This window comes from Marinobacter salicampi (assembly GCF_011074795.1).
Classification (GTDB): domain Bacteria; phylum Pseudomonadota; class Gammaproteobacteria; order Pseudomonadales; family Oleiphilaceae; genus Marinobacter; species Marinobacter salicampi.
On the sequence record NZ_JAAMPF010000029.1, the window covers coordinates 37,140 to 52,747 of the forward strand.

A 15,608-nucleotide genomic window follows, 5' to 3' on the forward strand; every position below is an offset into this window, starting at 1 on the left:
AGGCAGTTGGCAGTCTTGGCCTGGAGAGCCGGCCGAGGCACCGGTAGGTGCTGTCTGTCTTCCATGATGCACCCCTGTAGCGCGCGTTCAGTCCCTTAACGGCCTTATTGAAGGGGGCGTGCTTTGGGTGGTCGCCAAGAACACGCATTTGATATGACACTAGCTTAGCATCCGGTCTCAGACAACCCTTATCAGCGGGTTTCCTATGGGTCCACCTGCCAGCCCAAGTCGCGCTTACGCCGTCCTTTACCACATTCTTGCGGTGTTTCAAGGTGGGGCGTTGGCAGTCACCAACAGGCAGCTAGGGGAGATGTCGGCGTCAGATGTTGCTGTTTACCTGACCCAGCGACCTGGGAGACATTGCGCTGATCGGAAAGGCGTGGGATAGGGTGGTAGGGCGTGCAGGTCCAGCATTTGGACCGATGCTCAACTGAACCGGATCTGTAGCAAAAGCCGATCACCACTGGTCGGTGGGGATGCCCGGTGATAGCAGGAGGTATCTTCTACGAACCCAGTGCCAGCTGGGCCCTCGATAACCAGCTCGTTCTCCTTGCCGAACTGGAGGTAGACCTGATCCTCCGAGGCTACGGCGGAACCCCAGAGCATCCTCAGAGGCTTTTCTTTATGGGATCCCCTGACCATGATATGAGCGCCTGAGCTGCGGACCGTATCGAGCAGGTAAAAACTGGCATAGACGAAATTGTAGCCACCGACATCGTAGTGATAGTCAATCACGTGTTGCAGCATCCGGCGTCTTTCTTCATCTGTAAAGCTGGACGCAAAGCTCCAGTAAAGCAGAGTCATGATCTTGGTAGGTTCGTAGCCAAGGTATTTTCGGGCGATGCTGCGCAACCCGGGGTCCTCGGTAACCGACCTGACGGCAGGGCAGCTGAGAGGGTCCTTGATGGCGCCTATGGGTGCTGGGCGTCCATCCGGCCTGAAGCCGCCGACAACTTCTCGGGCACGAAAGGTGCCACCTTCTGGTTCGTGTCGGGCGAACAGGGCCTCCTCTTTACAGAATCTTACAATCTCATCCACAACGCTATTGGGCAGATTGGCCCCGATGAACACCGCCTCGCTGCGGATAGCCTGGACAGCGGCGTCGATGTCAAGCCCAACAAAAAGGGTCGCCTCTTCCGTTAGGTCTGATGGCGTTCTCCTTCGGCTCTGGTGAAATGCTCGAAGCCGGCTATAGATACTTCGTACGAGCTGGAATCGGCCGAGGACGTAATACAGCTCCCCGCCCCGCACAAGCTTCCACCCGCGTGTAATGTTCATTTCCACCTCATGACCTAACGGAACGGGGGTAATTTTATTGTTTCGATGTGTTCAGTTTCTGGGCAATTTTGGATATCTAAAAGATTAGCATCAATTCAATGGTCTCCTATTAGCTCTAAGGAGCTATCGCGGATCAGCTGGTGGGCTTTTGTGTGCCAATCATAGTGGGGTACATGCGTCATGCTCGACCGGAAGGGCGTGCCGCCGTAACTAACCCGATCTGGGCGTAAAGCTTGACCATGGGACCGACCGATAATCGGTTACCGCGAGGCTAGACCCTTCCCAGTAGTCCCTTTGGGCTATGTGTCAGAAGAATGAACAGGAATACCTTAATAGATAGCGTTTTAACAAAGCTAACAAAGTTTAGTGCGCAATTTAGAGGGTCAATTTCTTCGCAAACCCTATAGGGTTCGCCAACTTTAATGGTCCACACAGCGTCTTCCCAAGCGGAGTCTCAGCATGAGGAAGTGGCTTACTGGCTTTTGTCAGTGTGCCCGCGTGCCAGACGTCCTTAATTGAGGACCAGTGCAAGGCTCAGAAGAGTTAGCCCCCTTATGAAGTTGCTGTCTCCGAAGGATAGTTCCGGAATGACCTAAAAAATATGAAGTCCGGTGCGCCGTGATTGTGAAAACTAAGCCTGAAAGTGATGCAACGGTTTGTGGCCGAAGCAATACGTTCGGTGCCCGCTTGATCGTCGTTTCTTTCTAGAAGCTCGACAGCTCAGAGGGTATTAACATGAAACAGGGATGGTTATGGTCTTTGATCCTCGGGTTATTGTCCCTTCTGAGTGTCCCCGGGGCCGCCTCGGCACCGCTTTTTAGTGAAAACGCACTGATTTGTATTAACGCTGGTGGGAATGGGTTTGTAGATTCCCAGGGCACAACGTTTGAAGCGGACGTTCTCTATTCCGGAGGGAACACCGGTTCCTTCGCCCATGAAATTGACGGGACGAGCGACGACATTCTTTTTCAGAGTGAGCGATGGGGCCTCTTTAATTATTCGATCCCACTGCCTCCTGATAATTACCTGGTTACATTGCATTTTGCGGAAATCTACTATCAGGCGAGTACCTCAAAAGGAGGCCCGGGAAGCCGCGTTTTCGACATAACCTTGGAAGATCAACTGGTCGAGGACAATTTTGACATCCTTGCAAGGGTACCCGGCAAGACGGCTTTGTCCCGGACCTATCTTGCTACGCTTGAAGACGACGATCTGACGATCAGTTTTGGCCAAGAAGTCGAATACCCCAAACTATCCGGCGTTTGCGTTCACCTGAGTACCGGGGATTCGGACGGAGACGGCTATGAAGATAGCATCGATGTCTTTCCTCTGGATCCGAGCGAATGGCTGGACTCCGATGGGGACGGCGTCGGTGACAACGGTGACGCCTTCCCTAATGACGCTGCCGAATGGTCAGACCTTGACGGCGACGGCATAGGGGACAACAGTGACCCGGACCGGGACGGCGATGGCCACCTTAACGAAGACGATGCCTTCCCCGATGACCCCAATGAGTGGCTGGACAGTGACGGCGACGGTATCGGCGATAACGCGGACCCGACCCCACTGCCGGAAGTCTCAGCCTATGAAATGTGCATCAATGCCGGCGGGCCTGCCTATACCGCGGTCGATGGTACTGAATACCAGGCCGATGGCTATTACTCCAGTGGCCGGACCAGTACTCATGCTCACGATATCGCAGATACCGACGACGACCTGATCTACCAGTCAGAGCGCTGGCGGTCGTTCAGTTATGCCGTTCCGGTACCTGCGAACGGCGCCTACACCGTTGAGCTTGAATTTGCCGAAATCTATTACCAGGCCACCTCGACCAGTGGAGGCCCGGGCACCCGGGTGTTCGATGTCTTAGTAGAGAACCAGCTGATTGCCGACAATTTTGACATTCTGGCACAGGTGCCCAGCAAGTCAGCCCTGACATTGAATCACATGGCGATGGTAGAAGACGGCTCGGTAAACATTACGTTCGAGGTTGTGAAGGACTGGCCCAAACTCTCCGCCTTGTGTGTGCGTGAGAGTATTGGCGACACCGACGGTGATGGTGTGTCCGATAATGAGGATGCCTTCCCCTTTGATGCCCAGGAGTGGATGGATAGCGATGGCGATGGCGTGGGCGACAACGCCGATGCCTTTCCCAATGACCCGGCAGAATGGTCAGACCTGGACGGCGACGGTGCAGGGGATAATAGCGATCCAGATCGTGATGGCGACGGCGTTGCCAATGAAGAGGATGCCTATCCTGAGGACCCGACGCGCTGGGAAACTGAGCCGCCTCAGCCCGGCTCGGACTGGGGCTATTGTGTCAATGTCGGTGGTGAGGACTTTACATCCGCCGGCGGCCTGCTTTACCAGGCAGATCAGCATTACTCTGGCGGTAACGCCAGCACATTGACCCACGATATTGCCGGAACCGTTGATGATCGCCTCTACCAAACCGAGCGTTGGGGCAGCTTTGTCTATGAGATTCCCGTGCCGCAAGCAAGCGACTATATCGCGACCCTGCATTTCGCTGAAATATGGTACCAGGCCTCCACCGATACCGGAGGCCCTGGCACTCGCGTGTTCGATATCTATCTGGAGAACTCTCTGGTTGAGCAAGGCTTCGACATTCTCGCCCGGGTACCCAGCAAGACGGCGCTGTCTCTGGACTACTTGCTGTCGGTGAGCGACGGCTCCCTTGAGGTAAGTTTCGCAGCCATTGCTGATCAGCCCAAACTTTCTGCAATTTGCCTTCACCAGACCTACGGCGACGCTGACGGTGATGGCGTAGCTGATGCCAGCGACCCCTTCCCACTAGATCCCACTGAATGGCAGGACAGTGACGGAGACGGTGTCGGTGACAATAGGGATGCTTTCCCCAACGATGCGACAGAATGGTCCGACCTGGACAGTGATGGCGTCGGCGACAACATCGACACGGATCGGGATGGCGATGGCTACCTCAACGAGAACGACGCCTTTCCTGACGACCCCAATGAGTGGCTGGACACTGACGGCGACGGCATCGGTGACAATTCGGACCCGACACCAACCTTTGAGATGTGTATTAACTCGGGAGGCCCGGCCTACACCACTTTTGATGGAGTGAGTTTCCTGTCGGATGAGCAGTATTCAGGAGGCCGTGCCTCGAGCTATGACATCGGTATTGCCAATACCGAGGATGACACTCTTTATCAGAGTGAGCGCTGGGGCGACTTCAGTTACAGCATTCCGGTCCCGGCCAACGGCCCTTACGTCGTGCTGCTGATGTTCGCCGAGATCTATTACCAGGCCGCCGTTTCGTCCGGTGGTGTGGGGTCACGTGTGTTCGACATATCCGTGGATGGAAACCAGGTTCGCTCAGACTTTGACATGATTGCCGAGGCGGGTAGTCAAGCGGCGATTAACCAGCGTTATCTGGTCGAAGTGGACGATGGTAGCGTCGAGATCAGCCTTGGCCAGGTTGTGGATGCGCCCAAGCTGTCGGCCGTGTGCGTCCATGACAGCAACGGCGACTTTGATGGTGATGGAATTGCCGACAAAGACGATGCCTTCCCGAATGATGCCTCGGAATGGCTGGATTCCGACGGTGACGGCGTGGGGGATAACGGAGACGCCTTTCCTTTCGATGCGGCCGAGTCGTCCGATCTGGATAATGACGGCGTTGGTGACAATTCCGATGCCGATATTGACGGTGATGGTTACCTGAACGAAGACGATGCCTTTCCGCTGGATGCCGCCGAGTGGTCCGATCTGGACAGTGATGGCGTTGGTGACAATACCGACACAGACCGGGACGGTGATGGTTACGACAATCACATAGACCTTTTTCCGGACGACCCGACCGAATGGGAGGATGTTAATAACAACGGTATCGGTGACAACCGGGATCCCGCACTGGATTTTGATGGAGACGGCTACAGCAACGCTGATGACGCCTTCCCTCACGACCCGACCGAGTGGGTGGATTCCGACGGCGATGGCTATGGTGACAACACCGATGCCCACCCGCTCGACCCAACAAAGTGGTTATGGAGCGAATACTTTGAGGTGCTGTTCGTCAAGGGCATCGAAGTGGTCGATACCCTGGCCAAGGCGCAAGCGCTGATCACCAACGCCGATCAGTACCAGAGCGTTACCCTGAGCTCGAACACCATAAGCTTCAGCGACGGCAGCGCGGGCAATACCGGTATCTTCGCTGATTCTGAAGCTTTTCCTTTTGACGATCACTTTGCCATGTATGCGACACGCTCGGTACTGATCCCGGAGGACGGTTACTACACATTCCTGACTCGCAGCGATGACGGCGTTCAATTGACCGTCGATGGCCAGGTCGTCATCGACGATGGCGAGCCCCATGCCGTTAATGAAACCAACACAACGGTCTACCTGTTGGCGGGTATGAGGCAAGTGGAAATCCTCTACTACGAGGCTGCCGGCGGTGCTGTCGTGGAACTGGCCGGTGCCCGGGGAACGGAGAATGATTTTTACTTCTCGGGCATCGCAGACATGGCAGCGATCACTGATCGGGTGAACGCTGTTCTTACGCCACCGACTGAGTATGCCAGCCACGTTGGCGGCGAATGGAGCGAGGTGGTGCAATGGGCCGAGATTCCGGTGTCAGCCGCGCAGTTGCCAGATGGCAAACTGCTGACCTGGGTCGGCGGCACCGAAATTACCGATACGGGTAAAAAGTCCACTGCCAGTATATATGACCCGGAGACTGGCACTTTCCTGGCGAAGGATCATGCCACCCATAACCAGTTCTGTTCTGGTATCGCTCAAATGGAAGATGGTTCCATCTTCAACTCCGGCGGCAATCCGGCTACCAAAAAAACCAGCCGATTCGATATCGAAACCATGTCGTGGGTAACGCTGGACGATATGAGCTACCCCCGTTGGTACCCCACCACCATTACCATGCCCGACAACCGGATCTTTACAGCATTCGCGGATGGCGCCGGCAATACCTCGGAAATCTATTCCAATGTTCAGCAGCAATGGCTGAATACCCCGGGCGCGACCATGCAGAGCCTGGTGGACGAGCAGAACCTGATAAACAGCTCGCAATCCGGCAATGGCAGTGTCGATATGCAGTGGTATGCCTTCATGCACGTCGCGCCCAATGGCCGTGTCTTCCAGTCCGGCCCCATGCAGACCATGCACTGGTTTGATACGGCGGGCGAAGGCGCTGTGGAGCAGGTCGGTGCCCGCCTTGGCGGCGATCAGGCCCGGATGTTCGGGTCGGCGGTCATGTACGATGTTGGCAAGATCCTGATCACCGGTGGTAACGATGCCTCTGAACAGGAGCCGGCTTCCAACAAGGCCATCCTCGTGGACCTGAACGGAGCCGCGCCAGTCATCCAGGAAACCACACCGATGAGGCACAAACGGACCTTCCAGGATTCCGTGGTGTTGCCGGACGGTCGTGTGATGGTGATTGGTGGCACTACGGCAGCCAAATTGTGGAATGATGAGGGCAGCATACTGCAGCCGGAAATCTGGGACCCTGCAACCGGACAATGGACCGCAGTTAACAGCCTGACCGTTCCCCGGAATTACCACTCCACCGCCCTGCTGATGAAAGATGGCCGGGTATTCACCGGCGGTGGCGGCGCTTGCGGCGCCTGTGACGCTAACCATCAGGATGCGCAGTTCTATTCACCCGACTACCTGTTCAATAGTGATGGCACCCCGGCTGGACGACCGCAAATCCTTCAAGCACCTGTACAGGCAAAAGCGGGCACGGTGATGGCTATCAATGCCAGCGGCAGCGTTTCGGCATTCAACATGATCCGCCTGCAGGGGACCACTCACTCCATTAACACCGATCAGCGCTTTGTTCCGCTGGAGTTTGAGGGCGTTAACGGTGAGTACACTGTTGAGGTTAACCCTAATCCCAACGTCATGATTCCCGGTTACTACTGGCTGTTCGCAGTAGATGGGAATGGTGTGCCATCAGAAGGTTTCGCCATCCAAGTGGTACGTGACGGCGACGTTCTGGATTCCGATGGTGACGGCGTCGTCGACTCTGAAGACGCGTTCCCGTTCGATCCCGCCGAGTGGAAGGATACCGACGGCGATGGCATTGGTGACAACAGCGACCCGGATCGCGACGGTGACGGTGTTTTGAACGAGGAGGATGTATTCCCCGATGATTCGACGGAATGGGCGGACAGCGACGGCGATGGCGTGGGCGACAACGCCGACTTCTACCCCTACGATCCGGCGTTGTATGCCGAGGCACCCTTGCCAGTGCTCAACTCCACCACTCTGGCGGTCGAAAGCGTGACCGGAGAAGATCGGGTGTGGGTAGTGAACCCTGATAACAACAGTGTCTCCCTAGTGGTGAATGATCAGCGCGTTGCCGAGGTTGTGGTCGGCGCAAAGCCCTCGTCGATCACATTGAGTGCGGACGGTTCACAGGCTTGGGTGACCAACAAGGCAGAGGCCACTGTCAGTGTTATTGATACCGCCATTCAGGCAGTCGTCGATACGATCAGTTTACCGCCAAACAGCCAGCCCCATGGACTGGTTCGGGTGCCTGGCAGTGGTGACCTGCTGGTTATCCTGGAGGCCCGCGCGGAAGTTGTCCGGCTGGAACCTGCCACCGGGCAGGTGGTTGCCAGTGGAGACCTGTTCGGGCGTCCGCGGCATCTGGCGGTCAGCAGTAATGGCGAGACTGTCTATATTACCAACTTCGTGACGCCGCCTCTGCCGGGCGAGGATGGCCTTGTGCCCGGTGTGTTGGCGGGCAGCGCCGAGCTGTTTGTGATGGACGCCCAGACCTTGACGCTACTTGAGACCATAAGCCTGGGATACCGTAACCGCGGCGTGTCCGAAAGTACCGGACCCGGTATGCCCAATTATCTTAACGCGCCAGTGCTGGGGCCGCATGGAGACTGGGCTTATGTGCCGTCCAAACAGGACAATATCCTTGCTGGCGCGGCCCGCGGCGGCCCGGGGATAACCTTCGACCAGACTGTTCGAGCGGTCACCTCCCGTGTTGATCTGGTGACCGGAAGCGAAAATCCCGGTGCCCGGATCGACCATGATAATGCCAGTGTGGCCACCGGTGCCGTGGTAACCGCAGATGGCCGATACCTGTTTGTGGCCCTGGAAACAAGCCGCGAAGTTTCGGTATACAACCTGGAGCAGGGCTACCAGTTGACCAGGCTGGCGACAGGCCTGGCACCGCAAGGGCTGGCCTTGAGCGCTGACGGCGAGCGCCTGCTGATTCATAACTTCATGGGCCGCAGCCTGCAGAGCTACGACCTGGCACCGATACTGTTGGAAAACCTCCCGGAGGCCATCATCCATCATACGGTGGGCCTGGTGGCCAGCGAAACCCTGGCGCCGAACGTGCTGCGGGGCAAGCAGTTGTTTTATGATGCCGCCGATGATCGTCTGGCCCGGGATAACTACATGAGTTGCGCATCTTGCCACAACGACGGTGGCCATGACGGGCGGGTATGGGATTTCAGCAGCTTGGGTGAAGGCGTGCGTAATACCGCCGGTCTGATCGGCAAGGGCGCGGGCCATGGCTTCATGCACTGGACCGGCAACCTTGACGAGGTTCAGGACTTTGAAAGCCAGATCCGTCTGCTGGCGGGCGGTACGGGCTTGATAGACGACAGCATGTTCGACCTGGGGGACGACCCCCTTGCCAGCACTCGCGCCGGGCTCAGTGCAGATCTGGATGCCCTTGCCAGTTATCTGGCATCTCTGGACAACCATCCGGCTTCGCCATTACACGGTGGCACTTTGTCAGTGGCCGCCAGCGCAGGAGAGGCGATCTACCAGCGCGAGAACTGCGCAAGCTGCCACAGTGGTGAACAGCAGACGGATTCCGGTACTGGCGTGGTACATGACATCGGCACCATGACCGGCGCGACGGGGTCTAATAACTACGGCACTGTCCACGGCATCGACACACCAACCCTGGATTTGCTGTGGGCAACAGCGCCCTACCTACATCACGGAGGGAGCCTCAGCATTGCCGAGGCTATTCTCGCCCATGACAACCTTACTGTCAGCGAGCAGGAAGCTGTAGAACTGGAGCTTTACTTGCTTGAAATCGATGGAGGAAAGCCGTGAACGTGGCAGTCCGTTGCGCGCGGCAGGCGACACCCGATGGGACCCCTTAGTAAAAAGGAAACTCATGTGCGGCGCTCTGTTCCGACTGCAGGGAAGCTGCCGCAAACGTTGAGAGGTTTCGGTCTTGCTTTGATGCTGGTCTTCCCGACGGTGGGCCTGGCTGATGCATGCAGCAATGGTTGCAAAGTCCTGTCCCGTGATGGCGGCTTCCAGGTGACGGCAAGGCCAGCTCTGGAGCGCCTGCCACTGCGACGGCACCATGACTGGATCGTGGTAGTTCAGGATGGTGATGGGAACCCGGTAAAGCTCAATGGATTGTCGGTCAGCGGAGGCATGCAAGGACACGGACACGGGCTGCCCAGCCAGCCAAAGGTTACTGAATATCTGGGGGAGGGGCGCTACCGCATCACGGGGTTCCTGTTCAACATGCACGGTGAGTGGACACTGCGTTTTCACCTGGCGACGCCGGACATTCAGGACGTTGCTGACCTGACCCTTACGCTGGATTACTGATGGTGTCCCGCATAGCCCAATGTCTGATCCTGGGTGTCCTTCTTTTCATTCCGGTGGCCCATGCCGAGTTACCCGGAAATTTTACCGAGCGTGAGCACCGCATTCTCAAGTCTTTGAGTCTAGCTGCCTTGGGCCCAGTGCCCCCAAGCCCTTCCAATCGAGTCGCCGATGACGATCGGGCGGTGAACATGGGCCGGGCATTGTTTTTCGACAAGAACCTTAGTGTTGACGGATCGCTGTCCTGCGCTACCTGTCATCAGCCAGAGAAAGCCTTCACCGACGGCAAACCACTGGCCGAAGGCATTGACCGCACGGGACGCAATACTCCCACCCTTTATGGTGCGGCCTATCTTGACTGGCTGTACTGGGATGGCCGGCGTGACACCCTATGGTCCCAGGCTCTGATACCGTTCGAAGCGCCGAGCGAGATGGGCTCCAGCCGGGTTGGGGTAGTGCGTCGGGTCTTGTCCGACCCTGATTACCAAGAAAATTACCGCTCACTCTTCGGGACGCCTCCTGAATTTGACTGGGAGAGTTTGCCCGACCATGCGGCCCCCATCGGGGACACCGTTATGCAGAATGCCTGGCACCGCCTCCGGCGAGGGGAACAGCGAGCCATCAATACCGTGTTCGCCAACATAGGTAAGGCACTGGACGCGTTCCAGCGCACCCTTGCACCGCCGGAGACCCGGTTCGACCGGTTTGTCTCAGCCCTAAACACGGAGACTACGGCACCGATTGCTGTGTTGGCGACTGACCAAGAGTTGCGAGGCATGAAGTTATATATGGACGATCAACGCACTCAATGCCTCCGTTGCCATAACGGACCCATGTTCAGCAATGGCGGGTTTCACAATATCGGTACGGGCAAGTTCTCGGGGGAGGGCATGGACTTCGGCCGTGTGTTTGGCCTCCAGGCGGTGCTGATGGATGAATTCAACTGCCTGGGCATCTACAGCGATGCCGAACCCGATCAATGTGAAGCGCTCGGGCATGTGTCGCAAGATCCTCATCAGGCTCTACACGGCGCTTTCAAGACGCCCAGCTTACGCTATCTCGAGAAATCCAAACCCTATTTCCATGATGGGCGATTTTCCTCCCTTGAAGAAGTTATCCGTTTCTATCAGACCCCCCCTGATCAGGGGCGCAACAGGATTCACGAGTTACAGGCTATGGACCTGAACACGGAAGAAATAGTGGCATTGGTTGCTTTTCTGAAAATGCTGAATTAGCAGAGGAGGCTCTGAACACAATGGCAATTTGATCACCTGAGTTACGGACAAATCAGACCTTTCCGTAGCATGGGCAGTCTGTTGGCGACATCGGGGGAGGCACGAGTAGAGGCGAATTCTGCATGACCCAACCGGGCTATAGCATATGTATCGCTCTGGTCCTAAGGTGGATATCACACTTGCGCCAAGGGACGGCAGAGAGCGTCTTTCTGAGAATAAAGGACTTATGCTGCATACCCTAAAAGAAATCTATTTCCTTCTCACCGCCGAGCAGCGTAAGAAACTCCTTCGCCTGCAGGCGCTCGTCGTGTTGATGGCTTTCGCCGAAATTGCTGGAGTGGTTTCAATCGGCCCATTCATGGCGTTGGTAGGGGATATGAGCCAGCTTCAGGGAGAAGGGCGCTTTGCCGAGCTCTACCGCGCCAGCGGCGTCGGCTCGCCGGACCAGTTTCTGTTCTGGCTAGGCGTTAGCGTCCTGGCTCTACTTACCGCAGCAGCTCTAGTGTCCATGTACACTATTTATCGATTATCCATGTATGGCGAACGGGTGGGCGCAGAGCTTAGTAATCGGTTGTTTCATTATTATATGTGTCAGTCCTGGTTGTTCCACGCCAGTGGCAGCAGCAGCCATTTGACGAAACAGATTGCTGTGGAGTGCTCGCGGGTGACGGGGGGAATCGTCAATCCACTGATGTTGATGAATGCCAAACTAGTAATGGCGGGGTTCATGGCAGTAACAATATTTGTCTATGATCCCCTTGTAGCAACCGCCGGGCTGCTCATCTTTTCCAGCGCTTACTTCGGGCTCTATCGTACCGTTCGTAATCGTCTAAGAGCTAATGGAAAGATAATAAGCCAAACACAATATATGCGATTCAAGTTGATGCACGAAGGCTTTGGCGGAATTAAAGATACAATCCTGCTGGGCCGACAATTGCTGTTCACAGAACGTTTTGATGCCGTTACCCTGAAGTTCGCCCGCGCCCAAGGTGCCAGCAAAGCCATGAGCCAGGTGCCTCGCTATGCCATGGAGCTGGTGGCATTCAGCAGTATTATCTTCCTGGTGCTTTATCTGTTGAGCGCCCATCGCGGAAATGTCGGTACCATCCTGCCTATACTTTCAGTATATGCGTTGGCGGGATTCAAGCTGCTCCCGGCCTTTCAGCAAATTTATCAGAGCGTTTCCGTAATTCGAGGCAATTTAGCAGCCTTTGAGGTGTTGCGGGACGATCTCTATTCCAGCGCCGAGAACCCCCACGAATTACGCATGCAAGAGCGTACGGTACGTGATGTATATTTAAGACTCTCTGAATCCATTCAGCTGGAAAACGTCACATTTACCTATCCCGGCAAAGAAGAGCCGGCAATCAAGGGCCTGAGCCTGACAATTCCAGCGAATAGCGTGATCGGACTGGTAGGATCCTCTGGCTCGGGAAAATCCACGGCGATTGATTTATTACTTGGGTTGATCAAGCCCGACAGCGGACAACTGTTGATTGACGGTCGAAAACTTACGCCAGACAACCTCCGCGCCTGGCAGAACAGTTTAGGCTTCGTCCCTCAAGCAATATTTCTGGCAGACAGCAGTATCCGCGAGAATATCGCCTTCGGTTTGCCGCGGGCAGCTATTGATGAAGAAAAAGTTAGGCGGGCTGTCAGGTTGGCCCACTTAGAGGAGTTGATAAACGAATTGCCCGCCGGGCTGGAAACCTGGGTAGGCGAGCGCGGCGTGAAGCTCTCCGGCGGTCAGCGCCAACGTATCGGCATTGCTCGTGCACTTTATCATGACGCCGACGTTCTGGTTCTGGATGAGGCCACTAGTGCCCTGGACGGGATCACTGAAAAGCTGATTATGGATGCCATCCACGACTTTTCCGGAAGGAAGACCATTATCATTATTGCTCATCGTCTTGCGACAGTAAGGCAATGTGACTGTATTTATCTGATGTCTGAAGGGAAGATAGTGGATCGGGGGCGTTACGACGCTTTAGTTTGTCAAAGCAGTATTTTCAAGCGAATGGTTGAGCATAGCTGAACCAAAGACAGCACACCCTGCTTGGGCGTCTGTCTGTCCCGAGAGGCAAGGTCGGGGTCAACCGTGGGGCACCACAACATATATCGTACCCTTCGTTCGTGCCTGCGCTTCTGCGCAGGTTCGCCGCCACAGACGCCGGAGTACAGTTTCGGACCTTGGCCCTGAGTTTTTCGAGACAGGCTCGATCGAGGCTTTGATCCAGTTTAGCGCCGCGGCCGGGGATGCAACACTGCCTTCGACCCGCTTGCCTTGTATTGCCGGGGCCGGAAGCATCTGATAAACGGTCAGGTCGGCAAACACTGAGAGAGTATCATTGAAGAGCACCTCGTCAATTGGCGTGCTACCGCTCTCTGTTTGAATCAAGAGCCGGCGAGCCGCTGCGGCGGAGACCACGTACGCGCCAGAGCCGACATGCCTGGAGCGCAACCGCCGTAGGCTGCGCCCGCCTATGATCTTGATAGTGGTCCGGTCGAGATGGGCACGGGTACCGAAAGTTTCGAGCTTTACAACGTCGGCATCTTGCGGGATCCAGGCATCATGAAGGTAAGTGGCGATTCCGTTCGCCAGAAACATGTCGTCTTCGAAGATCATCGCATAGTGATCGCCACTATCGAGCAGTCGCTGCCAAATCTTGCGGTGGCTTTGAAGACACGCATAGGCACCCGAACTCATTCTGCAGCCAGTCCACATCGGTGCCAGAGCTCGTGCTGCGGCGCTAATACCCGGGTCCTTGCCATCGACTGCTGAGATGCGCTCGAAAACCATGCCAAGCCGTCCGAACAGATCGGTGACGTATTCCAGTCGATCGGGACGGCTATCGAGATTGATGCAATACGCTTTCATGAATTCGACCTTTTACGGGTGTCCGCACATTGAGCCTGATGCCATCAGGCCGTTAAAACTTTATGACAGGCAAGACCGAGGGTGTATTAGGACAACTGAATGCTTTTGTCTGGCCGAAATCAGGTCGTACTCGCAGCAAGGCCAGGCTCGAATATGGTAACGGTTTCCTGTTTTTGAATAACTAGCCCCATTGAGCCATCTATAATAATTGTAGATTCGTAATAAGGTAGGTAAATAGAGAAAATATAGAGGCGCGTATGAAATTAGCAATAGTGTGTCTCATACCTGATTTTGGCCACCTCATACCTCTAATACGGATTGCGAAAGAAGCCATTAAGGATGGCCACGAGATACGTTTTTTTGTCCCCGATGAGGCGGAACCGATTATCAATAAAAAGGAGTTTTGTTCGTACTTCTTTGGTTCCGTGACCCCAGAGCACGGCCAAAAATCATTAAGGCGATTGTTCGACGCGCCCCCCCTCGCAAACAGGCTAATCCTGCGCTATCTGTTTGACTATGACTATCTTGTCCCATTGAAAATAAATGTGCTTTCCCGGCTAGACGAAGTCAGATCGGCGGTAAAGTTTTTTGGCCCGGATTTAGTGATAGGAGATGCTACCCTTTCATTCAAGGAGGCTATGTACACAATTGCAGCAGACTGTGGAGTTCCGGTCGTACTTCATCACGCTCCCGGCACAAACCAGAGGCCTCGCCGAATCCGCGTGGCAGGCAAACGGTATTCCATTAGAAAACTGGTATATGATTTTTGCTCTAATATCCTGATCTCTGTGGAGTCCAGGTCAACCAGACTGTTCGCAAAAGCTGAATGGGAACGTAGAAAGGAGCGAAGCCTTATCGTAGAGGGGTACAAGGCTCAATTTGCGCAATTAAAAGAATCTCGACCCGGTACAAAGCTACTTTACATAACAACCGGGTTGGCAGCTCTGGAAACCAAATACCTCGGCAATTTGATAGAGGTACCCCCGGACAGGATACTTTTGGGTCCGCTACCCCCAGTCTCGGACTCGGAAATTTCGTCAGAGTTGAACAGTTGGCTTGAGCTCGCAGGGGGAAGACCCGTCATTTTTGTCTGTTTTGGCACACTGGCATCCTTTTCCCGCAAAGCGATAGACGCGATAGTTGAGGCAGCTACCGAGCTTGACGTCAGATTATTATGGGCATCCAAGAACAACCCCCTTCAGGACGTTCGTCTGTCGAGTTCAGACATCAGGTGGGAGCCCTGGTTGCCTCAGCCAGCCATCCTGTCTCATCCGGCTGTAAGGGGTTTTCTTAGTCATGCAGGCGGCAGTTCGATACAGGAGGCGCTCTGGTTTGCACAGCCCCTGATATGCGTTCCTCAGATGTGGGATCAGCCATATAATGGCTGGGTTACAGAAAAACTTGGCTTTGGCGTTACCATAGATAAAACCGCTTTCACAAAAGAGCGGCTTGTCTATGCTCTCCAAAAGGTCATTTATAGTGATGAACTGAGGCAGAATGTAACCAATTTATCAGCTGAGGTGCGAGCTCAGAACGGCTCTGGAAGGATTAGGGCTCTGATCAGGGAAATCGGGGGCTCTGCTAAAAAAATAATTGAACCGACGTTATAAAAG

Annotated in this window: 7 protein-coding genes; 5 read left to right on the forward strand and 2 right to left on the reverse strand. The window is 55.2% G+C overall.

What is annotated here, in order from left to right; translation table 11 throughout:
- Positions 1-426 precede the first annotated feature (426 nt).
- Positions 427-1,278, reverse strand: a complete 852-nt coding sequence (locus G7W63_RS16370) for a hypothetical protein (RefSeq protein ID WP_166260720.1) — start codon at positions 1,276-1,278, stop codon at positions 427-429.
- A gap of 735 nt (positions 1,279-2,013) precedes the next feature.
- Between G7W63_RS16370 and G7W63_RS20045 the strand changes: the two genes are divergently transcribed.
- The 4 genes from G7W63_RS20045 to G7W63_RS16390 all read left to right on the forward strand — a co-directional run bounded on the left by G7W63_RS20045 (position 2,014) and on the right by G7W63_RS16390 (position 13,152).
- On the forward strand, positions 2,014-9,372 hold the full coding sequence (locus tag G7W63_RS20045) for a malectin domain-containing carbohydrate-binding protein (RefSeq protein WP_166260723.1): 7,359 nt from the start codon (positions 2,014-2,016) through the stop codon (positions 9,370-9,372).
- A 66-nt stretch (positions 9,373-9,438) separates the two neighbouring features.
- The gene (locus tag G7W63_RS16380; RefSeq protein WP_166260726.1) at positions 9,439-9,885 is read left to right on the forward strand and encodes a FixH family protein; all 447 of its coding nucleotides are present in this window, start codon (positions 9,439-9,441) and stop codon (positions 9,883-9,885) included.
- Positions 9,885-11,117 (forward strand): cytochrome-c peroxidase, encoded by a 1,233-nt coding sequence (locus G7W63_RS16385; RefSeq protein WP_166260729.1) that lies wholly within the window; start codon positions 9,885-9,887, stop codon positions 11,115-11,117. The genes G7W63_RS16380 and G7W63_RS16385 overlap by 1 nt, the downstream gene beginning before the upstream one ends.
- 166 nt (positions 11,118-11,283) lie before the next feature.
- Positions 11,284-13,152: an ABC transporter ATP-binding protein gene (locus G7W63_RS16390; RefSeq protein ID WP_242634459.1), complete on the forward strand. Its 1,869-nt coding sequence runs from the start codon at positions 11,284-11,286 to the stop codon at positions 13,150-13,152.
- A gap of 57 nt (positions 13,153-13,209) precedes the next feature.
- Here G7W63_RS16390 and G7W63_RS16395 read toward each other — a convergent pair whose 3' ends face one another.
- On the reverse strand, positions 13,210-13,995 hold the full coding sequence (locus G7W63_RS16395; RefSeq protein ID WP_166260732.1) for a glycosyltransferase family 25 protein: 786 nt from the start codon (positions 13,993-13,995) through the stop codon (positions 13,210-13,212).
- Between the two features lie 257 nt (positions 13,996-14,252).
- On the opposite strand from G7W63_RS16395, the gene G7W63_RS16400 reads away from it, so the two are divergent.
- Positions 14,253-15,605, forward strand: a complete 1,353-nt coding sequence (locus tag G7W63_RS16400; RefSeq protein ID WP_166260735.1) for a glycosyltransferase — start codon at positions 14,253-14,255, stop codon at positions 15,603-15,605.
- Positions 15,606-15,608: the final 3 nt, after the last annotated feature.

What these genes read in the sequence shown, in the direction of transcription:
- G7W63_RS16395 (WP_166260732.1), bottom strand. Translation starts at nt 13,995, where the DNA reads ATGAAAGCGTATTGCATCAATCTCGATAGCCGTCCCGATCGACTGGAA.
- G7W63_RS16370 (WP_166260720.1), bottom strand. Translation starts at nt 1,278, where the DNA reads ATGAACATTACACGCGGGTGGAAGCTTGTGCGGGGCGGGGAGCTGTAT.
- G7W63_RS16400 (WP_166260735.1), top strand. Translation starts at nt 14,253, where the DNA reads ATGAAATTAGCAATAGTGTGTCTCATACCTGATTTTGGCCACCTCATA.
- G7W63_RS16385 (WP_166260729.1), top strand. Translation starts at nt 9,885, where the DNA reads ATGGTGTCCCGCATAGCCCAATGTCTGATCCTGGGTGTCCTTCTTTTC.
- G7W63_RS20045 (WP_166260723.1), top strand. Translation starts at nt 2,014, where the DNA reads ATGAAACAGGGATGGTTATGGTCTTTGATCCTCGGGTTATTGTCCCTT.